The organism is Microbacterium sp. JC 701 (assembly GCF_021026215.1).
Lineage (GTDB): Bacteria > Actinomycetota > Actinomycetes > Actinomycetales > Microbacteriaceae > Microbacterium > Microbacterium algihabitans.
The window spans coordinates 1,325,019-1,348,420 of sequence record NZ_JAJNCV010000001.1 but is presented as its reverse complement, the minus strand read 5'-3'; the positions used below and the strand labels follow the sequence as shown (position 1 = coordinate 1,348,420).

22 protein-coding genes are annotated in these 23,402 nt (G+C 69.5%); 8 read left to right on the top strand and 14 right to left on the bottom strand.

The window, feature by feature from the left end; genetic code table 11:
• Nucleotides 1-769: 769 nt before the first annotated feature.
• On the bottom strand, nt 770-1,852 hold the full coding sequence (gene dxr / locus LPW41_RS06390) for a 1-deoxy-D-xylulose-5-phosphate reductoisomerase (protein ID WP_154095956.1): 1,083 nt from the start codon (nt 1,850-1,852) through the stop codon (nt 770-772).
• A 56-nt stretch (nt 1,853-1,908) separates the two neighbouring features.
• Entirely contained in the window at nt 1,909-2,871 is a 963-nt protein-coding gene (locus LPW41_RS17045) for an FKBP-type peptidyl-prolyl cis-trans isomerase (RefSeq protein ID WP_308071696.1), read from the bottom strand.
• Nucleotides 2,872-3,043: 172 nt separating this feature from the next.
• Between LPW41_RS17045 and LPW41_RS06380 the strand changes: the two genes are divergently transcribed.
• The 4 genes from LPW41_RS06380 (at nt 3,044) to dhaM (ending at nt 6,206) form a co-directional block, all read left to right on the top strand.
• The gene (locus tag LPW41_RS06380) at nt 3,044-3,745 is read left to right on the top strand and encodes a 1-acyl-sn-glycerol-3-phosphate acyltransferase (protein WP_230704530.1); all 702 of its coding nucleotides are present in this window, start codon (nt 3,044-3,046) and stop codon (nt 3,743-3,745) included.
• A 102-nt stretch (nt 3,746-3,847) separates the two neighbouring features.
• The gene (gene dhaK, locus LPW41_RS06375) at nt 3,848-4,843 is read left to right on the top strand and encodes a dihydroxyacetone kinase subunit DhaK (RefSeq protein ID WP_144828502.1); all 996 of its coding nucleotides are present in this window, start codon (nt 3,848-3,850) and stop codon (nt 4,841-4,843) included.
• Nucleotides 4,840-5,475 carry a dihydroxyacetone kinase subunit DhaL gene (gene dhaL, locus LPW41_RS06370; protein ID WP_144828505.1) on the top strand — a complete coding sequence of 212 codons (636 nt, stop codon included), beginning with the start codon at nt 4,840-4,842 and terminating at the stop codon, nt 5,473-5,475. Before dhaK ends, dhaL begins: the two co-directional genes overlap by 4 nt.
• Nucleotides 5,472-6,206 carry a dihydroxyacetone kinase phosphoryl donor subunit DhaM gene (dhaM, locus tag LPW41_RS06365; protein ID WP_154095958.1) on the top strand — a complete coding sequence of 245 codons (735 nt, stop codon included), beginning with the start codon at nt 5,472-5,474 and terminating at the stop codon, nt 6,204-6,206. Before dhaL ends, dhaM begins: the two co-directional genes overlap by 4 nt.
• A 33-nt stretch (nt 6,207-6,239) precedes the next feature.
• Here the strand turns inward: dhaM and LPW41_RS06360 are convergent, their stop codons facing one another.
• Entirely contained in the window at nt 6,240-7,205 is a 966-nt protein-coding gene (locus LPW41_RS06360) for a sugar-binding transcriptional regulator (RefSeq protein ID WP_144828511.1), read from the bottom strand.
• 112 nt (nt 7,206-7,317) lie between these two features.
• Here LPW41_RS06360 and LPW41_RS06355 point away from each other — a divergent pair, with 112 nt between their 5' ends.
• From LPW41_RS06355 to glpK, 3 genes are all read left to right on the top strand, one after another.
• The gene (locus tag LPW41_RS06355; protein ID WP_144828514.1) at nt 7,318-9,036 is read left to right on the top strand and encodes a glycerol-3-phosphate dehydrogenase/oxidase; all 1,719 of its coding nucleotides are present in this window, start codon (nt 7,318-7,320) and stop codon (nt 9,034-9,036) included.
• Between the two features lie 120 nt (nt 9,037-9,156).
• The gene (locus LPW41_RS06350) at nt 9,157-9,912 is read left to right on the top strand and encodes an MIP/aquaporin family protein (RefSeq protein ID WP_144828517.1); all 756 of its coding nucleotides are present in this window, start codon (nt 9,157-9,159) and stop codon (nt 9,910-9,912) included.
• Between the two features lie 85 nt (nt 9,913-9,997).
• A complete protein-coding gene (glpK, locus tag LPW41_RS06345; protein ID WP_230704367.1) occupies nt 9,998-11,509 on the top strand; it encodes a glycerol kinase GlpK in 1,512 nt (503 codons plus the stop codon).
• Between the two features lie 209 nt (nt 11,510-11,718).
• Here glpK and LPW41_RS06340 read toward each other — a convergent pair whose 3' ends face one another.
• Together LPW41_RS06340 and LPW41_RS06335 are read right to left on the bottom strand one after the other, a co-directional pair.
• Complete coding sequence (locus LPW41_RS06340; RefSeq protein ID WP_230704366.1) at nt 11,719-12,198, bottom strand: hypothetical protein; 480 nt, start codon at nt 12,196-12,198, stop codon at nt 11,719-11,721.
• Nucleotides 12,199-12,213: 15 nt separating this feature from the next.
• Nucleotides 12,214-12,684, bottom strand: a complete 471-nt coding sequence (locus tag LPW41_RS06335) for an OsmC family protein (RefSeq protein ID WP_230704365.1) — start codon at nt 12,682-12,684, stop codon at nt 12,214-12,216.
• Between the two features lie 135 nt (nt 12,685-12,819).
• Between LPW41_RS06335 and LPW41_RS06330 the strand changes: the two genes are divergently transcribed.
• The gene (locus LPW41_RS06330) at nt 12,820-13,803 is read left to right on the top strand and encodes an asparaginase (RefSeq protein WP_144828528.1); all 984 of its coding nucleotides are present in this window, start codon (nt 12,820-12,822) and stop codon (nt 13,801-13,803) included.
• Between the two features lie 97 nt (nt 13,804-13,900).
• Here LPW41_RS06330 and LPW41_RS06325 read toward each other — a convergent pair whose 3' ends face one another.
• From LPW41_RS06325 to atpA, 9 genes are all read right to left on the bottom strand, one after another.
• Nucleotides 13,901-15,433, bottom strand: coding sequence for an APC family permease (locus LPW41_RS06325; RefSeq protein WP_144828531.1), 1,533 nt, complete (start codon nt 15,431-15,433; stop codon nt 13,901-13,903).
• 46 nt (nt 15,434-15,479) lie between these two features.
• Entirely contained in the window at nt 15,480-16,253 is a 774-nt protein-coding gene (locus LPW41_RS06320; protein WP_144828534.1) for a PP2C family serine/threonine-protein phosphatase, read from the bottom strand.
• A 131-nt stretch (nt 16,254-16,384) separates the two neighbouring features.
• Nucleotides 16,385-17,365 carry an aldo/keto reductase gene (locus LPW41_RS06315; RefSeq protein ID WP_230704364.1) on the bottom strand — a complete coding sequence of 327 codons (981 nt, stop codon included), beginning with the start codon at nt 17,363-17,365 and terminating at the stop codon, nt 16,385-16,387.
• A gap of 75 nt (nt 17,366-17,440) precedes the next feature.
• Nucleotides 17,441-18,145: a DUF5684 domain-containing protein gene (locus LPW41_RS06310; protein ID WP_230704363.1), complete on the bottom strand. Its 705-nt coding sequence runs from the start codon at nt 18,143-18,145 to the stop codon at nt 17,441-17,443.
• Nucleotides 18,146-18,252: 107 nt separating this feature from the next.
• On the bottom strand, nt 18,253-19,002 hold the full coding sequence (locus LPW41_RS06305) for a YaaA family protein (RefSeq protein WP_230704362.1): 750 nt from the start codon (nt 19,000-19,002) through the stop codon (nt 18,253-18,255).
• A 71-nt stretch (nt 19,003-19,073) separates the two neighbouring features.
• Nucleotides 19,074-19,334 carry a F0F1 ATP synthase subunit epsilon gene (locus tag LPW41_RS06300; protein WP_056227136.1) on the bottom strand — a complete coding sequence of 87 codons (261 nt, stop codon included), beginning with the start codon at nt 19,332-19,334 and terminating at the stop codon, nt 19,074-19,076.
• Between the two features lies 1 nt (nt 19,335).
• A complete protein-coding gene (gene atpD, locus LPW41_RS06295) occupies nt 19,336-20,784 on the bottom strand; it encodes a F0F1 ATP synthase subunit beta (RefSeq protein ID WP_144828542.1) in 1,449 nt (482 codons plus the stop codon).
• 22 nt (nt 20,785-20,806) lie between these two features.
• On the bottom strand, nt 20,807-21,706 hold the full coding sequence (locus tag LPW41_RS06290) for a F0F1 ATP synthase subunit gamma (protein WP_144828545.1): 900 nt from the start codon (nt 21,704-21,706) through the stop codon (nt 20,807-20,809).
• A 26-nt stretch (nt 21,707-21,732) separates the two neighbouring features.
• Nucleotides 21,733-23,364: a F0F1 ATP synthase subunit alpha gene (atpA, locus tag LPW41_RS06285; protein ID WP_144828548.1), complete on the bottom strand. Its 1,632-nt coding sequence runs from the start codon at nt 23,362-23,364 to the stop codon at nt 21,733-21,735.
• Between the last annotated feature and the right edge of the window lie 38 nt (nt 23,365-23,402).

Here is a 23,402-nt window from a genome sequence, read left to right as displayed (position 1 = left end):
TCGACAAGCTCAGGGACCTCCCAAACGCGAAGGTCCAACGCACGCCCGAACGCAAGGTGGCTGAGCCTGTCGAAGCCACCGGGACCCATGTACGCCCGGCCCCTTCGACAAGCTCAGGGACCTCCCGAACGCGAAGGTCCAACGCACGCGCGAACGCAAGGTGGCTGAGCCTGTCGAAGCCACCGGGGCCAACGCACGCCCGGTCCCTTCGACAAGCTCAGGGACCTCACGAACGCGAAGGGCCGGCGCACGCGCGAACGCAAGGTGGCTGAGCCGGTCGAAGCCACCGGGGCCAACGCACGCCCGGTCCCTTCGACAAGCTCAGGGACCTCCCGAACGCGAAGGTCCAACGCACGCGCGAACGCAAGGTGGCTGAGCCTGTCGAAGCCACCGGGGCCAACGCACGCCCGGTCCCTTCGACAAGCTCAGGGACCTCACGAACGCGAAGGGCCGGCGCACGCGCGAACGCAAGGTGGCTGAGCCTGTCGAAGCCACCCAGGCCACCGTGGGGCCTGGCCCCTTCGACAAGCTCAGGGACCTCCCGAACGCGAAGGTCCAACGCACGCCCGGTCCCTTCGACAAGCTCAGGGACCTCCCGAACGCGAAGGTCCAACGCACGCCCGGTCCCTTCGACAAGCTCAGGGACCTCCCGAACACGAGGGTCCAGCGCACGCCCGGTCCCTTCGACAAGTTCAGGGACCTCCCGAACGCGAGGGTCCAACGCACGCCCGGTCCCTTCGACAAGCTCAGAGACCTCCTACCCCCGGGGTCAGCGCGCGGCGATGATCTCGTCGGCGGTGCGGCGCGCCCAGGTCTCGGCCTCGGCGAGCGACGCGCGCGTGAGCTGCGCCGGGGCCTCGTGGCGGTCGACGACGCGCTCGATGAGCTCGACGATGTCGAGGAAGCCGAGGCGCCCCTCGTGGAACGCGTCGACGGCCTGCTCGTTCGCGGCGTTGAACACGGCCGGGTAGGTCGCCCCCGCGCGTCCGACGCGCTTGGCGAGCGCGACCGAGCCGAAGGCCTCCTCGTCGAGCGGCTCGAAGGTCCACTGCGAGGCGCGGGTCCAGTCCAGGGGCACTCCGACGCCGCCGACGCGGTGCGGCCAGTCGAGGCCGAGCGAGATGGGCAGGCGCATGTCGGGCGGCGATGCCTGCGCGATCGTCGAGCCGTCGACGAACTCGACCATCGAGTGCACGATCGACTGCGGGTGCACGGTGACGTCGATGCGGTCGTAGTCGACGTCGAACAGCAGATGCGCCTCGATCACCTCGAGGCCCTTGTTGACGAGGGTCGCGGAGTTCGTCGTGACGACGCGGCCCATGTCCCACGTCGGGTGGGCGAGCGCCTCGGCGGGGGTGACGTCGACGAGCTGATCGCGCGAGCGTCCACGGAAGGGGCCTCCGGATGCCGTGAGCACGAGCCGGCGCACCTCCGACGCCTCGCCCGAGCGCAACGCCTGCGCGATGGCTGAGTGCTCGGAGTCGACGGGGACGATCTGTCCCGGGGCAGCGAGCGCGGTGACGAGGTCGCCGCCGACGATCAACGACTCCTTGTTGGCGAGGGCGAGAGTGCGCCCTTCTTCGAGCGCGGCGATGGTGGGGCCGAGCCCGACCGAGCCGGTGATCCCGTTGAGCACCACGTCGGCCTCGACGTCGCGGACCAGCTGCTCGGCCTCGACCGCGCCGAGGGCGAGGTGCTCGACGCCGAACTCGCGCGCCTGCGCCTCGACGCCGGCACGGTCGCTGCCGGCGGCGAGGCCCACGACCTCGAAGCGTTCGGGGTTGGCCCGGATGACGTCGAGCGCCTGCGTGCCGATCGAACCGGTGGACCCGAGGATGAGGACGCGGCGCATCCCGTCAGCCTACCGAGCCGGTGCCCGTCGGGTGCCGGGCGCCGGACGCGGCCTCCTTATCCGGCGGCGGTCGCGTGCTGGACGCCGAGGATGTCGACGACGAAGACGAGCGTCGAGTTCGCGGGGATCTCGCCCTGCGCCTGATCGCCGTAGCCCGAAGCGGGCGGGATCACGACGACGACCTGCGAGCCGACGGTCTGTCCCTCGAGCGCCTGGCGGAAGCCGTCGACCACCTGGTTGGTGACGAACTGGGCGGGCTCGCCGCGCTGCCAGCTCGAGTCGAACACGGTGCCGCCGTCGTACAGCGCACCGGTGTACTGCACGATGACCTGGTCGCCGGGGTTGACGACGTCGCCGGTGCCCTGGCGGAGGTTCTCGATGCGCACGTCGGTGGGGGCCGGAGCGTCGGGCATGGTGATGGTGGGGGCGCCCGAGTCGTCGAAGGTGACGGTGGGCATGCCGTCGACGGGGGCGACCTCGGCACCGTCGGCGCGGGTGGGCAACTCCGAGATCGCGTCGGCGACCAGCACGAAGGCGGGCGAGCCCTCGCCGAGCGTTCCGGCGGGGAACGACGAGACCGTGCGCGCGCCGATGTTCTCGCACTCGAGGGCGGCTCCGAAGATCTGCTGCGAGTTGATCAGCGTGTCCATGCCGGCGGGCGCGGTGTCGAGCGACTGCAGCTGCACCTGGCCGGAAGCCGCGTCGATGAGCGTGTAGTTCGCCTTCAGGACGTCGCCGGCCTTGACCTGCTGGCCGGAGCCCTCGACGAGGGTCGTGCGCTGCAGCTCGGTGGGGGCGTACCCCGAGGGGAGGGTCACGTTCACCTTGCCCTGGAAGTCGCCGGAGACGACGAGGCCGTCGGGCGCAGGAGCGTCCGTCAGAGCGCTCTGGCACTGGCCGGCGTCGGCGGAGGCCGTGGCATCCGGAGTCTCCGCGGCGTCGGGCGAGCCGGCGCACCCGGCCAGTAGCAACGCCGCAGCGGCGGCGACGGACAGGGAAGCGATCGGGCGGAAGCGCACAGGTGACCTCTCGAAGAAGACGGGGAAGCCCCATCCTCGCGTATCCGGCTTTGGCGGGGCTGAGAGAGCGGTGCCGATCGCCCCCATGCACGTGGTGGCATGCTGCGGCGAGTAGCCTCGTCGAGTGAGTTCCGACGTGCCCGCCGAGACCCCCGCCGCACCGCCGCAGCAGATGGGCGCGGCCTACGGCCTGGGGCGGTTCTTCATCGCCCCCCTTGCCCGCGCCGTCTATCGGCCCCGCATCGAGGGGCGCGAGAACGTCCCCCGCACGGGGCCGGTGATCTTCGCGAGCAACCACCTGTCGTTCATCGACTCGATCGCCATTCCCGTGGCCGCTCCCCGCCCGGTGCACTTCATGGCGAAGTCGGCGTACTTCGAGAAGTGGGCCTCGCGGCAGTTCTTCACCGCCATCGGGGCGATCCCTGTCGAGCGCGGCGCCGGCCAGAAGGCGCTCGACGCCCTCGATCAGCAGCGTGCGTTCCTCGATGACGGGCGCGCCGTGGCGCTCTATCCCGAGGGCACGCGCTCGCTCGATGGCCGCCTCTACAAGGGCCGCACCGGCGTCGCCTTCCTCGCCCTGCAGACGGGAGCCCCGGTCGTGCCGGTCGGGCTGATCGGCACCGACAAGGCCATGCCCGTGGGGGCGAAGTTCCCGAGCACCTCCGAGCGCATCACGGTGCGCTTCGGCAAGCCGCTCGATCTCTCACCGCACGGCCCCGCCACCTCGGGGCGCGCGCGCCGCGGCGCCACCGACGAGATCATGGCGGCCATCCACGCCCTCAGCGGGCAGGAACTCGCGAACGCGTACAACGAGGCCCCCGCGCAGAACCCTCTCGAGCGCATCAAGCAGGTGCTCCCGCACGAGCGTCTCTGACGAACCCGCTCCTCTCGCGCACCGACCCTTGACGTGACGCCGCGCGGCGACCAGGGTCGTGACTGACGGCCCGAACCGTCGACGCCACAACGAGGAGGCAGCGTGAAGAAGTTCGTCAACGACCCCGCGAACGTGCTGGCAGAGGCCCTGCGCGGCATCGAGGCAGCGCACCCGGATCTGCGGGTGGATGCCGAGAATCGGGTCATCCTGCGGGCCGAACCGACCCGCGCCGGCAAGGTCGCCCTCGTTTCGGGCGGAGGCTCCGGCCACGAGCCGATGCACGGCGGGTTCGTCGGTCGCGGCATGCTCGACGCCGCCGCCGCCGGAGAGGTGTTCACCTCCCCCACTCCCGACCAGGTGCTCGCGGCGACGCAGGCCGTCGACTCGGGTGCGGGCGTGCTCCACATCGTGAAGAATTACACCGGCGACGTGCTGAACTTCGAGATGGCCGCCGAACTCGCCGCCGGTGAGGGCGTGCAGGTCGAATCCGTCGTCGTGGCCGACGACGTCGCGGTCACCGACTCCACCTGGACCGCGGGTCGCCGCGGCACCGGCACCACCGTCATCCTCGAGAAGGTCGTCGGAGCCCTCGCCGAAGAGGGCGCCGACCTCGCCGCCGTCGCCGCCCTCGCGCGCCGCGTGTCCGAGGCCGGTCGGTCGATGGGCGTCGCGCTCACCAGCTGCACGGTCCCCGCCGCGGGGCGGCCCACCTTCGAACTGCCCGACGACGAGATGGAGGTCGGCGTCGGCATCCACGGCGAGCCCGGCCGTTCGCGGGTGAAGTTGGCATCCGCTCACGAGATCGCGAAGCTCATGGTCGATCCGATCGTGCACGACTTCGGCGAGGCCGTGGGCCCGGCGATCGTTCTGCTGTCGGGTCTGGGCGGCACCCCGCTCATCGAGCAGTACCTGCTCTACGGCGAGATCGCCCCGCTGCTGGCCGAGGCGGGCGTCGACGTGCAGCGCGTGCTGATCGGCGACTACATCACGAGCCTCGACATGGCGGGCGCCTCGCTCACCGTGGTGAAGGCCGACGACGAGATGATCCGCCTGTGGGACGCGCCGGTCGTCACCCCCGGCCTGCGGTGGGGCGCATGAGCGACGCCGTCTCGACCGACGACCTCGTCGCGTGGATCCGCGCGTTCCGCGACGCCGTGCACGCGCACAAAGACGAGCTGACGCAGCTCGACTCCGAGATCGGCGACGCCGACCACGGCTCGAACATGGCGCGCGGTCTCGACGCGGTCGTCGCCAAGCTCGACCCCGTGCCGGCCACCGCGTCCGACCTGTTCAAGACGGTCGGGATGACGCTCGTCTCGTCGGTGGGCGGGGCGAGCGGGCCCCTCTACGGCACGCTCTTCCTGCGCATGGGTCCGCCCCTCGCGGGTGACGGAGAGGCGGATGCCGCCGCGCTCGGCGCCGCACTGCGCGCGGGCGTCGAGGGCGTCGTCGCCCGCGGCAAGGCCGAGCTCGGCGACAAGACCATGATCGACGCCCTCTCCCCCGCGCTCGACGCGTGGGACGCCGCCGTCGCCGACGGACCGGCCGCCGCCGCGCGCGCCGCCGCCGACGCCGCAGCGCGCGGGCGCGACGCCACCGAACCGCTCGTGGCGCGCAAGGGCCGCGCGAGCTACCTCGGCGAGCGCAGCGCCGGACACATCGACCCGGGCGCGACCTCGGCGACCCTGCTGCTCGAGGCATTGCGCGACACACTGGCGGGCGCGGAGTGATCGGCATCGTCGCGGTCTCGCACTCGCTCGCGCTCGCGGAGGCCGCCGTGCATCTGGCCCTGCAGATGGGCGGGGAGCAGCCGCCCGCGGTGCGCGTGGCCGCGGGCGGGCCCGACGACGATCTGGGCACGGATGCCGTGGCGATCGCCGCGGCCATCGACGAGGCCGACTCCGGAGACGGGGTGCTCGTGCTGATGGACCTCGGCTCGGCGATCCTCAGCGCCGAGACGGCGGTGGAGTTCGTCACGGCGCCGGAGCGGGTTCGGCTGAGTCCCGCGCCGTTCGTGGAGGGCCTCGTCGCCGCAGTGGTCACGGCCGCGGGTGGGGCCGATCTCGCCGCGGTGGCGGCGGAGTGCGCCACCGCGGGCGAGGCGAAGCGCCGTCAGCTCGGCGACGGGGCGTCGACGGTTCCGGATGCCGCGCCCCCGGCATCCGCCGATAGCACCGCCGGCGACTCGCTGTCGTTCGAGGCGGTCGTGTCGAACCCCTCGGGGCTACACGCCCGGCCGGCCGCGACGTTCGTCAAAGCCGCGTCGCGCTTCGGCGCGGAGGTGCGCATCGCCGACCTCGACACGGGGAGCGCCGAGGTGTCGGGGCACAGCCTGCTCGCGCTCATGGCCCTCGGGGTGCGTCAGGGTTCGCGCGTGCGCGTCAGCGCCTCGGGGCCGCAGGCGCAGCAGGCGCTCGACGAGCTGCGGGCGCTGATCGACGACGGCTTCGGCGAGCGCTGATCCGGGCGTTCCGGCTCCCCGGACGCCCGCTCGTCAGCGCGTGACGGCGAGGAGTCGGCGCGCGAGGGACTCCTCGACGACGAGCTCGGTGATCAGTCCCGCGGCGAGCGCCCCGCGCAGCCCGTCGAGCTTCGACAGGCTCGACACGACGCAGAAGCGTCGCGGGATGCGCCGCACCGTGTCGAGGTCGGGTCCGCTGGAACGCGCGTTCAACTCGGGGATGTCGCTCGACCCGTCGGCGCGGTAGAACACCGTCGCGCAGTCGCCGACCACGCCTTCGCGCTCGATGACCGCGCGGTCGCGCTCGTCGAAGTAGTCGCCGCTGTAGACGTGCGAGGGGACGTCGGCGTGGGGCGAGCCGAGTCCGAACACGAACAGACCGACGCGCTGCTGGATCTCGAGCACCGAGCGCACCGACCGTTCGCGCCACATGGCCTGCTTCGTGCGGGGATCGTCGAAGAGGGCCGGCACCGGGAATTGGTGCACCGACGACGACCACGCCGCACCGAACTTCGACAGGATCTCGCCCGCGTAGGGGATGCCGGAGGTGCGCACGTTGGCGGCGCCGTTCATCTGCACGATGTGCGTGTCGTGCACGTCTTTCTGCGGCACGTGGCGCGCCATCGCCGACAGGGTCGAGCCCCACGCGACGCCGACCGTCATCGACGATTCCACCCGCTCGGCGAGGATGCGCGCTGCCGTCAGAGCGGTTCGCTCCAGGCGCTCGGCCTCGGAGGTGCGCGCGGGCGTGGGCACGATGTGCGCCGTGATGCCGAACCGGTCGGCGATGCGCTGCGCCATCTGTCCGCGCGCGTCGTCGGGCGGGCTGATCGAAATGGTCACCAGCCCCACGTCGCGCGCGTGCTGCAGCAACCGCGACACCGAGGAACGCGACACCCGCATCTCGTGCGCGATGGCGTCCATCGTGAGGTCTTGCATGTAGTAGAGCTGCGCCGCGCGCAGCGCGTCGCGGGAGCGCTCTTCGGCCTGTGTGGTCATGGTCTTCTCACCCGCATGAACACCATTGTGCACGTTTGTTCAAGGGGCTTGCAACAACGTGCAGACGAGCGCAATGTGGTCGACGTACCAACTACGAAAGGTCGCAGTCGACATGTCGTCCCCTACTTCTTCGCTCCGCGCCGACGTCCAGGCGCTCCGTGACGCCGAAGACCTCGACGTCCTGATCATCGGTGGGGGCATCAACGGCCTCGCCACCCTCCGCGACCTCGCGCTCCAGGGCGTCAGCGTCGCCCTCGTGGAGCGCGGCGACTTCGTGTCGGGCGCCTCCTCGGCCTCCAGCCACATGGTGCACGGCGGCATCCGCTACCTCGAGAACGGCGAGTTCCGTCTCGTGAAAGAGGCGGTCACCGAGCGCAACGACCTGCTCAAGACGGCCCCGCACTACGTCAAGCCGCTCGAGACGACCATCCCGATCTACAAGACGTTCTCGGGCATCCTCTCGGCGCCCTTCCGCCTGCTCGTCACACACGGCCGCGGCAAGCCCAACGAGCGCGGCGCCCTGCTGATCAAGGTCGGCCTGATCATGTACGACACCTTCTCGCGCGACGGTGGCTCGGTTCCCCGCCACACGTTCCTCGGCAAGAAGAAGTCGCTGCAGGCCCTCCCGCAGCTCAACCACGACCTGCGCTACACCGCGACCTACTTCGACGCGTCGATGCACGACCCCGAGCGCATCGCCCTCGACGTGCTGCGCGACGGCATCGAGGCCGGCGGCGGCCGTACTCAGGCCGTCAACTACGTCTCGGCCGTCGGCGCCGACGCGAACGGCGTCCGCGTGCGCGACGAGGTCTCCGGCGAGGAGTTCAGCGTGAAAGCGAAGGTCGTGCTCAACACGGCCGGGCCCTGGACCGACCTGGCCAACTCCGCGATGGGCCTCGACACGAAGTTCATGGGCGGCACCAAGGGCTCGCACATCGTGCTCGACAACCCCGAGCTGCTGGCCGCCACCGGCGGGCGCGAGATCTTCTTCGAGCACTCCGACGGCCGTATCGTGCTCATCTACCCGCTCAAGGACCGCGTCCTCGTCGGCACCACCGACATCGACGCCGACCCCTCGAAGCCCGTGGTGTGCACCGACGACGAGATCGAGTACTTCTTCGACCTCATCGGACACGTCTTCCCGAAGGTGGGCGTCGACCGCTCGCAGATCGTCTACACGTTCAGCGGCATCCGCCCCCTCCCCCGCCACGACGACACCGCGCCCGGCTTCGTCTCGCGCGACTACCGCATCGTCGAGGACGAGGTCGCCGGCGTTCCCGCGATGAGCCTGGTCGGCGGCAAGTGGACCACCTTCCGCGCCCTCGCCGAGCACCTCAGCATGAAGACGCTGCAGAAGCTGCGTCGCCCGCACCGTGTGAGCACCCAGGGTCTCGCGATCGGCGGCGGCGCCGGCTTCCCCGCCACGCCCGAGCAGCGACGCCGCTGGGTGTCCGCACGCACGAATGCGCACTCCGGCGAGATCGTCGAGGCCATGCTCGAGCGCTACGGCACGCGCGCCGACGCCATCCTCGCCGCCCTCCCCACGGAGCCGACGCCCGTCCCCGACGCGCCCGGCTACTACCGCGAGGAGCTCGCCTGGATCGCCGCGAACGAGCAGGTCGTGCACCTCATCGACGTGCTGCTGCGCCGTACGCACCTCGCCTTCGTCGGCGGCATGACCGAGCGGACCCTCCGCGAGGTCGCCGAGGCCGTCGCCGAGCCGCTCGGATGGGACTCCGCCCGCGTCGACGACGAGGTCGCCCGCTCGACGGAGATCCTGCGCTCCGCGCACCGCGTGGATCTGGCACAGGCCGGGGTCGCTCGAATCTGAGAGAACGTGCGGGCGCGCCGACTATTGCGCGCCCGCACGTGACCCATAGGTTCGGATCACCGAGCCACATCACGCTCGAGCCGATGGAGGCCGAGCAGTAGGAGAAAGGTCGATGACGACATGCAAGATGTGAACCTGGGGCTGTACTTCCTCTCGGAGGTGGTCGGAACCGCGATGCTCATCCTCTTGGGCTGTGGTGTGGTGGCCAACGTGGCCCTCGCCAAGACCAAGGGCAACGGCGGCGGAACCCTGATGGTCAACTGGGGCTGGGGCCTGGCGGTGTTCGCCGGTGTCATCGTCTCCGCGTACTCCGGAGCACAGCTGAACCCCGCCGTGTCGATCGGTCTGCTGGTGGCCGGCAAGATCGGCATCGCGCAGTTCTTCGTGGCCGTGGCCGCGCAGATGGTCGGTGCCATCATCGGTGCCGTACTCGCCTGGGCCTCGTACAAGCAGCACTTCGACGACGAGCCCGACCCCGCCGCCAAGCTGGGCGTGTTCTCGACGGGCCCCGCGATCCGTTCGTACGGCTTCAACTTCCTCACCGAGGTCATCGCCACCTTCGTGCTGGTCTTCGTGATCTTCGGCTTCGGCGACTACGGCGTGGCCGACATCGGCGTCCCGGGCGGAATCGGCGGCCTCGCGGCCGTGCCCGTCGCCCTGCTCGTGGTCGGTATCGGTGCGAGCCTCGGTGGCCCCACCGGCTACGCGATCAACCCGGCCCGTGACCTCGGCCCGCGTATCGCCCACGCCATCCTCCCGATCAAGGGCAAGGGCTCCAGCGACTGGGGCTACGCCTGGGTCCCGGTCGCTGGCCCCCTCGTCGGTGGTCTGCTCGCGGGTCTGCTGGCCCCCGTGCTGCTCGGCCTCGGCAAGTAATACCTCCGCGGGGGCGTCACGCGGCGCCCCCGCCTCCCTTCTCCACCTCTTCACCTCTCACTGATTCAGACAAAGGAGTCCATCCATGGCTGACTACGTCCTCGCCATCGACCAGGGCACGACCTCGACGCGCGCGATGATCTTCGACAAGTCCGGGAGCGTCGTCTCCGTCGGGCAGAAGGAGCACGAGCAGATCTTCCCGCGCGCGGGATGGGTCGAGCACGACCCCGCCGAGATCTGGCGCAACACCCAGGAGGTGATCGGCCTGGCCCTCAGCCGCGCCGACATCACCCGTCACGACATCGCCGCCGTCGGCATCACCAACCAGCGCGAGACCGCGGTGGTCTGGGACAAGAACACCGGTAAGCCCGCGTACAACGCCATCGTCTGGCAGGACACGCGCACGCAGTCGATCGTCGACCGTCTCGCCGATGGCGACCCCGAGCGTTACAAGAGCATCGTCGGCCTGCCGCTGGCGACCTACTTCTCGGGCACCAAGATCGTGTGGATCCTCGAAAACGTCGAGGGAGCCCGCGAGAAGGCCGAGGCCGGCGACCTCATCTTCGGCACCACCGACTCCTGGGTGCTGTGGAACCTCACCGGCGGCATCGACGGCGGCGTGCACGCCACCGACGTCACCAACGCCAGCCGCACGCTGTTCATGGACCTCGAGACCCTCGAGTGGCGCGACGACATCCTCGCCGACTTCGGTGTTCCGCGCTCGATGATGCCCGAGATCCGCTCCTCCTCCGAGGTGTACGGCACGGTCGAGTCGTCGTCGCTGCTTCGCGAGACGCCGATCGCCGGCATCCTGGGCGACCAGCAGGCCGCGACCTTCGGCCAGGCCGCCTTCGATCCGGGCGAGAGCAAGAACACCTACGGCACGGGTAACTTCCTCATCTTCCAGACGGGCGAAGAGATCGTCCACTCGAAGAACGGTCTGCTCACCACCCTCGGCTACAAGCTCGGCGACCAGCCCGCCCGGTACGCGCTCGAGGGCTCGATCGCGGTGACCGGTTCGCTGATCCAGTGGCTGCGCGACCAGCTCGGCATCATCTCCTCGGCCCCCGAGGTCGAGGCGCTGGCCAGCTCGGTCGACGACAACGGCGGCGTGTACTTCGTGCCGGCGTTCTCGGGCCTGTTCGCCCCGTACTGGCGTCCCGACGCCCGCGGCGCGATCGTCGGCATGACCCGCTACGTCAACAAGGGCCACATCGCGCGCGCTGCGCTCGAAGCGACGGCCTTCCAGACGCGCGAGGTGCTCGACGCCGTCAACGCCGACTCCGGTGTCGACCTGGCCGAGCTCAAGGTCGACGGCGGCATGACCGCCAACGACGCGCTGATGCAGTTCCAGGCCGACATCCTGGGCGTGCCGGTCGTGCGTCCGGTCGTCGCCGAGACCACCGCCCTGGGCGCCGCGTACGCCGCGGGCCTCGCGGTCGGCTTCTGGGACAACCTCGACGACCTGCGTGCCAACTGGCAGGAAGACAAGCGCTGGGAGCCGAACATGGACGGCGGCGAGCGCGACCGCGAGCTACGCCTGTGGAAGAAGGCCGTCACCAAGTCGATGGACTGGGTCGACGACGACGTGCAGTAAGCGCCACCGAACGACACGGAACCCCGTCGGCATCGCGCCGGCGGGGTTCCGTCGTTCTTCGTGGGGGGCTGAGCCCGCCGAAGGGGGTCCCTGAGCCCGTCGAAGGGGGTCCCTGAGCCTGTCGAAGGGGGTCCCTGAGCCTGTCGAAGGGGGTCCCTGAGCCTGTCGAAGGGGGTCCCTGAGCCTGTCGAAGGGCGGATGCCGCGCCCTCAGCGCTGCGGCTTGGGGAACGCCGCACGCACGGGATCCGACTGCAGGTAGTCCGAGACGCCGATGAGCAGGATCGCGAACAGAATCTGCTCGGTCACGACCCAGAAGGGATACAGCCCCGGGATCGCGGCGAGCACGAGGGCGACGATCGGGAAGATGCGACTGAACAGCTGCAGGCGCCGGAACGCCCAGTACCACCCGGCATGAGCGCGCCAGAGGAAGTAGAACAGCGTCGTCGTGATCGCCAGCACCACCAGGCACCGCATCCACACCGCGAAGCCGACATCGTCGCCGTTCAGCGTCATCACCAGCGCGATGACGACCGTCGCGACGCCGAGCACGGATCCCGCGGCCAGCAGCAGCGTGATGGCTCGGAACGCACGGCGCACCTTCGGGTCGTCCGAGACGTCGACGCGGTGGTCGGCCTGCCGCCCGCCGGCCAGGCGGTCGAGTCGGCGCAGGGTCGGTTCGAGCTGCATCCGCTCACTCTACGATCAGCCGACGGTGACCTCGGGCTCGTGGTGCACCGGGAAGTTGACGGAGTTGGCGATGAAGCACCACTCCCGCGCCTGCTTGTGTGCGGCGAGAGCCGCCTCGACCATCGACTCGTCGGCGACGCGCACGCGCGGGCGCAGCGTCACCTCGGTGAAGGCTCCCCCGCTGTTGCCGTCCTCCTGCAGGGTCCCCGAGGCGTCGTCCTCGTACCCGGTCACGACGACCCCCGTGGTCACGCACGCGTGCAGGTACGACAGCAGGTGGCATTCGCTGAGGGCGCCCAGCAGCAGCTCCTCGGGGTTCCACTTGGCGGGGTCGCCGCGGAAGGGTTTGTCGGCGGATGCCGAGATGGCGGGCTTGCCGTCGACCTCGAGGGACACGGCGCGGTCGTACTCGCGGTATCCGCTCGTGCCGGTGCCCCGGTCGCCGGTCCAGGTCGAGCGCAGGCGGTAGTGGTGCTCTCCGTTCATGCCTCCAGTCTGCCCCTCTCCGTCGCGTGTGTCGCCGGAATCCTTCGCCTCAAAGGCACCGGGAGCGACGGATCCGCGAGACGCGCGCCGGGGTCCACCCGGGGGCGGAGCGACCCTGCGCGATACGATGAACGGATGCCCGCCACGCCCCCCGCCTCCGTCGAACTCGCCGTCGTCGATCGCAACGGATTCGTCGAATCACGCCACTTCGGCGTCGCCGTCGTGCTCGCTCCCGACGGCACCGAGAAGATCACCCTCGGCGACGCGTCGGCGCCGTTCCTCCCGCGATCGAGCATGAAGCCCCTGCAAGCGCTGGCGTGCCTGTCGGCCGGAGCCGATCTCGCCGACGAGCGGCTCGCGATCTCGATGGCGAGCCACTGCGGCACCGACCGCCACGCCGAGCTCGCCCGCGACATCCTGCAGTCGGCCGGTCTCACCGAAGACGACCTCGGCTGCCCCGCGGCGTGGCCCACCGACACCGCCTCGCGCGACGAGCTCGTGCGCGATCACGGCGCCCCCTCCCCCCTGCGCATGAACTGCTCGGGTAAGCACGCCGCGATGCTGCTCACGTGCGTCGCCAACGGCTGGTCGACGACCGACTACCTCGACCCGCAGCACCCGCTGCAGGTGCACATCCGCGAGGTGCTCGAGCGTCTCGTGGGCGAGCGCATGACGACCACCGCGATCGACGGCTGCGGCGCCCCCGTCTACGCGATGAGCATGGTCGGCCTCGCCCGGGCGATCCAGCGCATCGCGACCTCGTCGGAGCGCTCGCCCTTCGCCCTGCACCGCAGCGCCGGCGCTCTCGTGCGCGCGGTCAAGGAGCACCCGTGGACCATCGACGGTCCGGGCCGCCCCGACACGATCGTCATCGAGCGCCTCGGGGTGTTCTCGAAGATGGGCGCCGAAGGCGTTCAGGTCATGACCGCGCCCGACGGCACGACCGTCGCGTTGAAGATGTTCGACGGCTCCAACCGCGCCGCGCACGCCGTGGCGCTCCGCCTCCTCGAGCGCGCCGGTTCTCTCACCCCCGAGGCGGTCTCCGACACCCTCGCGCTGCTGCCCCTGACGGTGTCGGGCGGCGGAGGCGTGGTCGGCTCGATCCGCGCCGTCGTCTGAGCCCTGCCGCACCGCGCTTCGCGGCACGACCGCGAACACACGCACGTCCACCGCACGGCATCCGCCCGCCCTCTTCGAGAGCGGATGCCGTGACGCCTCAGATTCCGCCGTCGACCGACCGCGGGTAGGCGATCGGCTCGTCGGGCACGAGCACCTCGGTCTCGCGGTTCAGGCTCTCGCCGCGGAAGAAGGGCTTCGACCCGGGGAACGCGAACCACACGAGCATGAGCACCACGCCGATCGCGAGGGCGCCGATGCCCACCACGAACGTGCCGCCGATTCCGAGCAGCACGGTGTTGCCGTACTCGGGGTCGTACATGTCGATCGCCGACTGGATGAACGCGTAGGTCAGCATGAGCGCACCCAGCAGCGGCAGGATGCCGCGGTAGAACAGGCTCTTCGCCGACGAGAACAGCTCGCGGCGGTAGTACCAGACGCACGCGTACCCGGTCATCGCGTAATAGAACGCGATCGCGAGCCCGAGCGACAGGATCGAGTCCTGCAGGATGTTGTCGCTGATGAGCGTCATGCCGATGTAGTACAGGCTCGCCACGATGCCCATCACGAGCGTCGAGAACGACGGCGTCTTGTACTGCGGGTGCACCGTCTTGAACCGCTCGGGCAGCGCCTTGTACGCCGCCATCGCGAGGGTGCCGCGTGCGGTGGGGAGGATCGTGGTCTGCGTCGACGAGACGGCCGAGATGAGCACGGCGACGATCAGCAGCCACCCGAACGGGCCGAAGAGTCCGTCCTTGAGGGCGAGAAAGACGTCGTCGGCGTTGTCGGGGTTGGCCAGGCCCGCCCCGTCCTCGCCGACCCCGGCGTACATCATCGCGGCGACGGTGACGGTGACGTAGGTGCCGAGCAGGATCACCGTCGTCAGGAGGGCCGCCCGACCGGGGATGCGCTTGGGGTCTTTGGTCTCTTCGTTCAGCGCCAGGCACGTGTCCCAGCCCCAGTAGATGAACAGCGCGAGCAGCACGGCCTCGGTGAAGCCGCTCCAATCGGTGAACCCGAGCGGGTTGAACCAGGCCAGGTCGAAGGGGGTGGGGTTCGGAGCCGTGCCGTCGAAGAACTTCCACAGCGCCAGCACCACGAACAGGGCGAGCACGAGGTACTGCACCGCGAGCAGCACGTTCTGCAGCTTTTCGCCGATCTCGACGCCGCGGTAGCTGACGTAGGTCATCGCCGCGATGAAGGCGACTCCGGTGGCGGTCACCAGCGGCACGTTCTCGGCGAGCGAGCCGTCGCCGATCAGCGACCAGAGGTAGATGCCGGCGATCTGCGAGAGGTTGGCGAGCACGACCATGCCGGCCACGGCGACGCCCCAGCCGCCCATCCAGCCGACCCACGGACCGAACGCCTTGGTCCCCCACGTGAACGTGGTGCCGCAGTCGGGGATCTCGTTGTTCAGCTCGCGATAGGCGAAGGCGATGAACAACATCGGCACGAAGGCGACGACGAAGGCGATCGGCGCTTGAGCGCCCACGGCCAGCACGACGAATCCGAGGGTGGCGACGAGCGAATACACGGGGGCGGTGGATGCCAGACCGATCACGGTCGAGCCCCACAGGCCCAGGGTGCCGGTGGCCAGGCCCTTGCCGGCCGTCCGTTCGGGTGCGGAGGTCATATGCCGAACGTAGAATCCGCGGCCAGCCGCGGTCAAGAGCGGATTCTCAGGAAGAGCGGCGCGCGACGTCGAGCACGACGATGGTGATGTTGTCGCGGCCGCCGTTCTCGAGCGCGGCGGCCATCATCGCTTCGACGGCCGCGGCGGGGTCGGCGTTGTTGTCGAGGAAGTGGCGGATGCCGAAGTCGGTGAGCTCTTTCGTCAGCCCGTCGGAGCAGATGACGAAGCGGTCGCCGTCGAGCACGTCGAGGCGGAGGTAGTCGGGCTTGACGCTGTCGCTCGGGCCCACCGCGCGCGTGATGACGTTGCCGTACGGGTGGTTCTCGGCCTCTTCGGGGCTCAGACGCCCGGCGGCGATCAGCTCCTGCACGACCGAGTGATCCGTCGTGACCTGCACGATCTCGCCGTCGCGGAGCAGGTACACCCGGGAGTCGCCGATGTTCAGCGTGACCCAGTGCGGCTCGTCGGTGTGCGTCTCGAGATAGAGACCGGTGAGGGTCGTGCCGGTGCCCTCGTCGGTGGTCTCGGGGTGGGCGATGATGTCTTTGACGGCGCGCGAGAGGGCCTTCTCGATGTTCTTCGTCGAGACGGTCTGATTGTCGACGACGGCGCGGAGGCGGTCGACCGTGCTGGCGCTGGCGATCTCGCCGCCGAGATGCCCGCCCATGCCGTCGGCGACGACGAACAGGGGGTACTCCGCGAGGACCGCGTCCTGATTGACTTCGCGGCGACGGCCGGTGTCGGTGCTGGCCGCCCACGACAGATCGAGCGTCGCGTCGTCGAGAGCGACGGTACGCGTGTGGGTGGTCACCTCGGGCACGAACGATCCTCCGGTTGGCCGACAGCTTCGCCGGCGGAAACGCACGGCCCTGTCATCTTAGTCGACGAGGGCACGCGAACCGCGGATACGCGGGCGCGTTGCATGACGGATGCGGCATCCACCGTCGAGGTTCACCCGGCTGCGGGGTCGGCGCGCAGGGGCAGGATCCCGTCGAGCTCGGCGATGTCGGCCGCGCTCGGGGTCCACGCGGTCGCTGCGGCGGCGTTCGCGCGGACCTGCTCGGGGCTCGTCGCGCCCGCGATGACGCTCGAGACGACCGGGTGCGCGAGGAACCATCCGAACGTGGCCTCGAGCATGCTGATCTCGCGCGCGTCGCAGAACGCCTGGTATCGCTCGAGCGCGTCCCACGGGGCGTCGCGCCACAGGTGCGGGCGCTGACGCATGATGCGGCTGCCCTCGGGTCCGCCCTCGCGCGTGAACTTTCCGGTCAGCAGACCGTTGTGCAGGGGGAAGAAGGGGAAGAACCCGAGCCCCCATCGCTCGGCGGCCGGGAGCACCTCGCGCTCCGCCGCGCGCGCCAGCAGGCTGTACTGGTTCTGCGCCGAGACGAAGCGCACTCCGGATGCCGCGTACTCGGCCTCGGCGATCTGCCATCCCGCGAAGTTCGAGTGACCGACGTAGCGCACCTTCCCCTCGCGGACGAGATCCGCCAGGGCGTCGAGCGTCTCGTCGACGGGCGTGGAGGGATCGGGCGTGTGCAGCTGGTACAGGTCGATCCAGTCTGTGCGCAGCCGCCGCAGGGAGTCCTCCACCGCCCGGCGGACGTGCGTGCGCGAGCCCTTCGCGCCGCCGCGGACGGGCGGGGCGAAGTCCGCGTGGCCGAACTTCGTCGCGAGGACGACCTCGTCACGGCGCCCCTCGAGCGCCTCCCCCATCAACGTCTCCGACAACCCGAACTCGCGGCCGTACATGTCGGCCGTGTCGAGGAAGGTGACTCCCGCCTCGATCGCCGCGTCGAGCACCGCGCGCGTTCCGTCGAGCGTTTCGGTGGCGGTTCCCGCTCGCCCGAAGTTGTTGCACCCGAGTCCGATCGCCGAGACGCGGAGTCCGGAGCGGCCGACGGGACGGAGAGGCAGGTCTGCGGGGGTCATCCCTCCACGCTAGCGGCGGGAACGGCGAAGGGCTCCCCGCGAGTGCGAGGAGCCCTTCGTGAACCAGTCCGTGTGTCAGACCACGGGTCCGGCCGGCGGCGGCGGGGGCGTGGTGCCCGTCGCCGGCGGCGGCGGAGTCGTGCCGGTGGCCGGCGGGTTGTACGACTGCGGGGCCGGGGGCGGGGGCGTGCTGCCGTAACCGGGAGCGCCGTAGCCGGAGCCGCCGACACCCGGGCCGCCGTTGCCGGAAACCTGCTGGGAGGGCTGCACGGGGATGCCGTTCCACACCGTCTTGTCGGCGAGGAAGGAGTTGGCCCACGGGGCGGGGCGAATGGCGGGGTTCCACGGGTTGTTGCCGAACGCGAGGATCGCGAGGAAGATCCACTGCCCCAGGGGGCCGAGGATGAACAGCAACAGGATCGGCCACTCCCGACCGAACTTCGCGTTGACGCGGTACGACACCATGATCAGCGCGACCACGATCGCGATGCCGGCCAGGAAGTTGAGGATCGGAATCGCGGTCGCCACGACCAGGGCCAGGATGACCCACGGCGAGAGGTCGCCCAGCTTGGCGAAGACCATGTAGTTGTAGATCGGGACCCAGGCGCGCCACTTGCCCTGGACGCCGGCCTTGTCGAAGATGCGCATCAGAAGGAATGCGCTGATGACGTACCCGGCGATGGAGAACAAGAAGATGAACAGGTAGACGATGCCGACCAGAGCGGCTTCGGCTCCACTCGTCGTCCCGTAGTCGCTGTAGGCGAGATAAGAAGTGTTCACGAGGTTCCTCTCGTACGGAGTCGTGCGCGTCGCGCGGCACCGGCGGGGCTCTCCCGCGACTCACATGGTAGCGAAGCTGTGACTTTCCTGACAGGGGCCGGGCGATGTCATACAATCAGCGCGATCTCTCCGGCATTCGCGTCCTGCAGCGCCCACCCTGCCGCTCGAGCCCACTCCCGGAACTCCCCCAGACTCTCGATCCGGGGCCGCGTCAGCGCCAGGGACCGCACGAGGTCGCCCTTCGCGTGCTTGTTGAAGTGGTTGAGCGCTCGCACGGCGCCACCCTCGCCGGGGGTGACCACGCGCACGTACACCGAGGAGACCCCGGTCGGCACTGGCCCGAGGGCGGCATAGGCCTCCGACCGCAGGTCGAGCACGAAGCCGGGCCGCAGCTCCGCGAGGGCGTCGGTCACCGCATGCGCCCATACCCGCCGCAGCGCGGGGAGCCCCGGGATCGACGTTCCGGCGGCCAGTCGATACGCCGGGATCCCATCGAGCGCACCCACCGGACCGAACGGCGCCGAGTGGATCATGATGTGCTCCCCCAGCCACGCGCGGGCGTCGGCGTCGAGGCCGGCGGCATCCAGGGCGTCGAAGAGCACGCCCGTGTACCGATCGATCGCCGGCATGGTCGCGGCGGTCCGCAGCGCTGCGTTGTCGGCGATCTCGTGCCGACGCTTCTCGCTGAGCTTCAGCACGCGCGCGGCGAGGTCCTCGTCGGCCGCCAGGGCCACGAGCGCGTCGACCACCGCGTCGCGAGGCTCGCGCAGCAGGGTCAGCGCCAGCCCCTCGAGGTCGAGAGGCGGGCCCTCACCGCCGGGGCGCTTCGTCTCGGACGGGGGAAGCAGGACGAGCATGGGTACTCCGGAGAAACAGCGACGCGCGCCGCCCGGAGAACCGGGCGACGCGCGTCAGCGATGAAGCGGCGTCAGGAGACGAGAGCGGCGTTTCCGGCGACGATGGTGAGTTCGTCGTCGGCCATCGACAGGAAGCCGTCCTCGGCGTTGGCCAGGATCTTCGTGCCGTCGGTGCGGGTGATGCGCACCTCGCCCTGGGCGAGGATCGCCAGCACCGGCTCATGCCCCTGCATGAAGCCGATCTCACCCTCGACGGTCTTGGCGACGACCAGCGTCGCCTCCCCCGTCCACACCTCGGCGTCTGCCGACACCAGGCTCACGCGCAACGACATGTCAGCCGTTCTCCTTCTGGATCTGCGCCCACTTGGCCTCGACGTCGTTGATACCGCCGACGTTGAAGAACGCCTGCTCGGCGACGTGGTCGAAGTCGCCCTTGACGATCGCGTCGAACGACTCGATGGTCTCCTTGATCGGGACGGTGGAGCCCTCGACGCCGGTGAACTTCTTGGCCATGTAGGTGTTCTGCGAGAGGAACTGCTGGATGCGACGTGCGCGCGACACGACGATCTTGTCCTCTTCCGAGAGCTCGTCGACACCGAGGATCGCGATGATCTCCTGCAGTTCCTTGTTCTTCTGCAGGATCTGCTTCACGTCGGTGGCGACGCGGTAGTGGTCGGCACCGATGTAACGCGGGTCGAGGATGCGGCTCGTCGAGGTCAGCGGGTCGATGGCCGGGTACAGACCCTTCGAAGCGATCTCACGCGAGAGCTCGGTGGTGGCGTCGAGGTGCGCGAACGTGGTCGCGGGGGCCGGGTCGGTGTAGTCGTCGGCGGGCACGTAGATCGCCTGCAGCGAGGTGATGGAGTGGCCACGCGTCGAGGTGATGCGCTCCTGGAGCACACCCATCTCGTCGGCGAGGTTCGGCTGGTAACCCACGGCGGACGGCATGCGGCCGAGCAGCGTCGAGACCTCGGAACCGGCCTGCGTGAAGCGGAAGATGTTGTCGATGAACAACAGCACGTCCTGCTTCTGCACGTCGCGGAAGTACTCCGCCATCGTCAGGGCCGAGAGGGCCACGCGCAGACGCGTTCCCGGCGGCTCGTCCATCTGGCCGAACACGAGGGCCGTCTTGTCGAAGACACCCGCCTCTTCCATCTCGCCGATGAGGTCGTTGCCCTCACGGGTGCGCTCGCCGACACCGGCGAACACCGACACACCACCGTGGTCCTGCGCGACGCGCTGGATCATCTCCTGGATGAGGACGGTCTTGCCGACACCGGCGCCACCGAACAGACCGATCTTTCCACCCTGCACGTAGGGGGTCAGGAGGTCGATCGACTTGATGCCGGTCTCGAACATCTCGGTCTTCGACTCGAGCTGGTCGAAGCTCGGCGCCTTGCGGTGGATACCCCAGCGCTCGGTGACCTCGATCGTCTCGCCGGGGGCGCCGTTGAGCACCTCGCCGGTCACGTCGAAGACCTTGCCCTTGGTGACGTCGCCGACGGGCACCGAGATGGGGCCGCCGGTGTCGCGCACTTCCTGACCGCGGACCATGCCGTCGGTGGGCTTGAGCGAGATGGCGCGGACGAGGTCGTCACCGAGGTGCTGTGCGACCTCGAGGGTGATCTCGGTCGACTGGTCACCGATGGTGATCGTGGTCTTCAGCGCGTTGTAGATCTCGGGGATCGCGTCATGCGGGAACTCGATGTCGACGACCGGGCCGGTGACGCGCGCGACGCGTCCGACGACGGCCGCGTCGGTCTTCTCGGCGGTGAGGCTCATGGCTTCTTCTCTCCTTGGGAACTTACTTGCCGGATGCCAGGGCATCGGCGCCGCCGACGATCTCGGCGATCTGCTGCGTGATCTCCGCCTGACGCGCGTTGTTGCGCAGGCGGGTGTAGTCGGTGATGAGCTTGTCGGCGTTGTCGCTGGCCGACTTCATCGCCTTCTGCGTCGCGGCGTGCTTGGCCGCCGACGACTGCAGGAGGGCGTTGAAGATACGGCTCTGCACGTACACCGGCAGGAGCGCATCGAGCACGGTCTCGGCATCCGGCTCGAACTCGTAGAGCGGGTAGACCTCGGCCTGAGCCGGAGCCTCGTCCGCCTCGAGGACCTCGAGCGGGAGCAGGCGCACCGATTCGGGCGACTGCGTCATCATGCTCACGAAGCGGTTGTACACGAGGTGGATCTCGTCGACACCGTCGTTGTCGCCGCCGGCCCGGTAGGCCTTCAGCACGGCATCCGAGATCTCCTCCGCCGTCGAGAACTGCGGCGTGTCGGTGTCGCCGACCCACTGCTCGATGCTCGGCATGCGACGGAACTGGAAGTACCCGACGGCCTTGCGACCGACCAGGTAGAAGACGACCTCTTTGCCCTGCGACCGCAGCAGCTCGGCCAGCTCGAGAGCCTCACGGAGGATCTGCGAGTTGAACGCGCCGGCGAGGCCGCGATCGGAGGTGAAGACCACGAGGGCCGAACGGCGGATGTTCTCGCGCTCGGTCGTCAGCGGGTGATCGACCGAGGAGTGCGTGGCCACCGCGGAGACGGCGCTCGTGACGGCTCGCGCGAAGGGAGATGCCGCACGCACACGCGCCATCGCCTTCTGGATGCGCGACGCCGCGATGAGCTCCATCGCCTTCGTGATCTTCTTGGTCGTCTGAGCAGAAGAGATCTTCTGCTTGTAGACCCGCAGTTGTGCGCCCATGATTTACGTCCTCGTGTCGTCGCTATTCAGCGACGGCCCTTGACGATTCGCTCCTGATTGACGTCTTCGGCCTCGGCGGCGTCGACCTTCTCGGCACCGACGACGCTGGTGTCCTGACCCGGCTGGAACTCCTTCGAGAAGGCATCGACGTGCTTCTCGAGCTCGGCGAGCGTGTCGTCACCGAGCACGTTGGTCTCGCGCAGGGTGTCGAGCACGGTCGAGTTGCGACGGAGGTAGTCGAGCAGCTCGCGCTCGAAGCGGAGCACGTCGGAGACCTCGACGGTGTCGAGCTTGCCGTTGGTTCCGGCCCAGATCGAGACGACCTGCTCCTCGACGGGGTACGGCGAGTACTGGGGCTGCTTGAGCAGCTCCGTCAGGCGCGCACCACGAGCCAGCTGACGACGCGAAGCCGCGTCGAGGTCGCTCGCGAACATCGCGAAGGCCTCGAGCGAGCGGTACTGCGCGAGCTCGAGCTTCAGGGTTCCGGAGACCTTCTTGATCGACTTGACCTGAGCGTCACCACCCACGCGCGACACCGAGATACCCACGTCGACCGCGGGACGCTGGTTGGCGTTGAAGAGGTCGGACTGCAGGAAGATCTGGCCGTCGGTGATCGAGATCACGTTGGTCGGGATGTACGCCGAGACGTCGTTGGCCTTGGTCTCGATGATGGGCAGGCCCGTCATCGAACCGGCACCGAGCTCGTCGGACAGCTTCGCGCAACGCTCGAGCAGACGCGAGTGCAGGTAGAAGACGTCGCCGGGGTACGCCTCGCGGCCCGGCGGGCGGCGCAGCAGAAGCGAAACGGCACGGTAGGCCTCGGCCTGCTTCGACAGGTCGTCGAAGATGATGAGGACGTGCTTGCCGCCGTACATCCAGTGCTGGCCGATGGCCGAACCGGTGTAGGGGGCGAGGTACTTGAAGCCGGCGGGGTCGGAGGCGGGGGCCGCGACGATGGTGGTGTACTCCATCGCGCCGGCGTCCTCGAGCGCGCCCTTCACCGAAGCGATGGTCGAGCCCTTCTGGCCGATGGCGACGTAGATGCAGCGCACCTGCTTGTCGACGTCGCCCGACTCCCAGTTGGCCTTCTGGTTGATGATCGTGTCGATCGCGATGGCCGTCTTACCGGTCTGGCGGTCGCCGATGATGAGCTGACGCTGGCCGCGGCCGACGGGGATCATGGCGTCGATGGCCTTGATGCCGGTCTGGAGGGGCTCGTGCACGCTCTTGCGCTGCATGACGCCGGGAGCCTGGAGCTCGAGGGCACGACGACCCTCGATCGCGATCTCGCCGAGACCGTCGATCGGGTTGCCGAGCGGGTCGACGACACGGCCGAGGAAGCCGTCGCCGACGCCGACCGAGAGCACCTCGCCGGTACGGGTGACGCTCTGGCCCTCTTCGATGCCGGAGAACTCGCCGAGCACGACGACACCGATCTCGTTCTCGTCGAGGTTCTGGGCGAGGCCCAGCGTGCCGTTCGCGAAGCGGATGAGCTCGTTGGCCATCACGCCCGGGAGGCCCTCGACGTGAGCGATGCCGTCGGCCGCGTCGACGACGGCGCCGACCTCGGTCGCCGCAGCGCCGGTGGGCTCGTAGGCGGTGACGAAGTCCTTCAGCGCGTCACGAATGACGTCGGGGCTGATAGAGAGATCTGCCATTGTCTTCCTTCGTTCGTGGGGCACTGGGCCCCCAGATC

Bases quoted from the DNA above. Each gene is read 5' to 3' on its own strand.
- dxr (WP_154095956.1), bottom strand. From the start codon at position 1,852: ATGCGCCGCGTCCTCATCCTCGGGTCCACCGGTTCGATCGGCACGCAG.
- LPW41_RS06380 (WP_230704530.1), top strand. From the start codon at position 3,044: ATGGGCGCGGCCTACGGCCTGGGGCGGTTCTTCATCGCCCCCCTTGCC.
- dhaL (WP_144828505.1), top strand. From the start codon at position 4,840: ATGAGCGACGCCGTCTCGACCGACGACCTCGTCGCGTGGATCCGCGCG.
- LPW41_RS06360 (WP_144828511.1), bottom strand. From the start codon at position 7,205: ATGACCACACAGGCCGAAGAGCGCTCCCGCGACGCGCTGCGCGCGGCG.
- LPW41_RS06355 (WP_144828514.1), top strand. From the start codon at position 7,318: ATGTCGTCCCCTACTTCTTCGCTCCGCGCCGACGTCCAGGCGCTCCGT.
- LPW41_RS06350 (WP_144828517.1), top strand. From the start codon at position 9,157: ATGCAAGATGTGAACCTGGGGCTGTACTTCCTCTCGGAGGTGGTCGGA.
- glpK (WP_230704367.1), top strand. From the start codon at position 9,998: ATGGCTGACTACGTCCTCGCCATCGACCAGGGCACGACCTCGACGCGC.
- LPW41_RS06340 (WP_230704366.1), bottom strand. From the start codon at position 12,198: ATGCAGCTCGAACCGACCCTGCGCCGACTCGACCGCCTGGCCGGCGGG.
- LPW41_RS06335 (WP_230704365.1), bottom strand. From the start codon at position 12,684: ATGAACGGAGAGCACCACTACCGCCTGCGCTCGACCTGGACCGGCGAC.
- LPW41_RS06330 (WP_144828528.1), top strand. From the start codon at position 12,820: ATGCCCGCCACGCCCCCCGCCTCCGTCGAACTCGCCGTCGTCGATCGC.
- LPW41_RS06325 (WP_144828531.1), bottom strand. From the start codon at position 15,433: ATGACCTCCGCACCCGAACGGACGGCCGGCAAGGGCCTGGCCACCGGC.
- LPW41_RS06315 (WP_230704364.1), bottom strand. From the start codon at position 17,365: ATGACCCCCGCAGACCTGCCTCTCCGTCCCGTCGGCCGCTCCGGACTC.
- LPW41_RS06305 (WP_230704362.1), bottom strand. From the start codon at position 19,002: ATGCTCGTCCTGCTTCCCCCGTCCGAGACGAAGCGCCCCGGCGGTGAG.
- LPW41_RS06300 (WP_056227136.1), bottom strand. From the start codon at position 19,334: ATGTCGTTGCGCGTGAGCCTGGTGTCGGCAGACGCCGAGGTGTGGACG.
- atpD (WP_144828542.1), bottom strand. From the start codon at position 20,784: ATGAGCCTCACCGCCGAGAAGACCGACGCGGCCGTCGTCGGACGCGTC.
- LPW41_RS06290 (WP_144828545.1), bottom strand. From the start codon at position 21,706: ATGGGCGCACAACTGCGGGTCTACAAGCAGAAGATCTCTTCTGCTCAG.
- atpA (WP_144828548.1), bottom strand. From the start codon at position 23,364: ATGGCAGATCTCTCTATCAGCCCCGACGTCATTCGTGACGCGCTGAAG.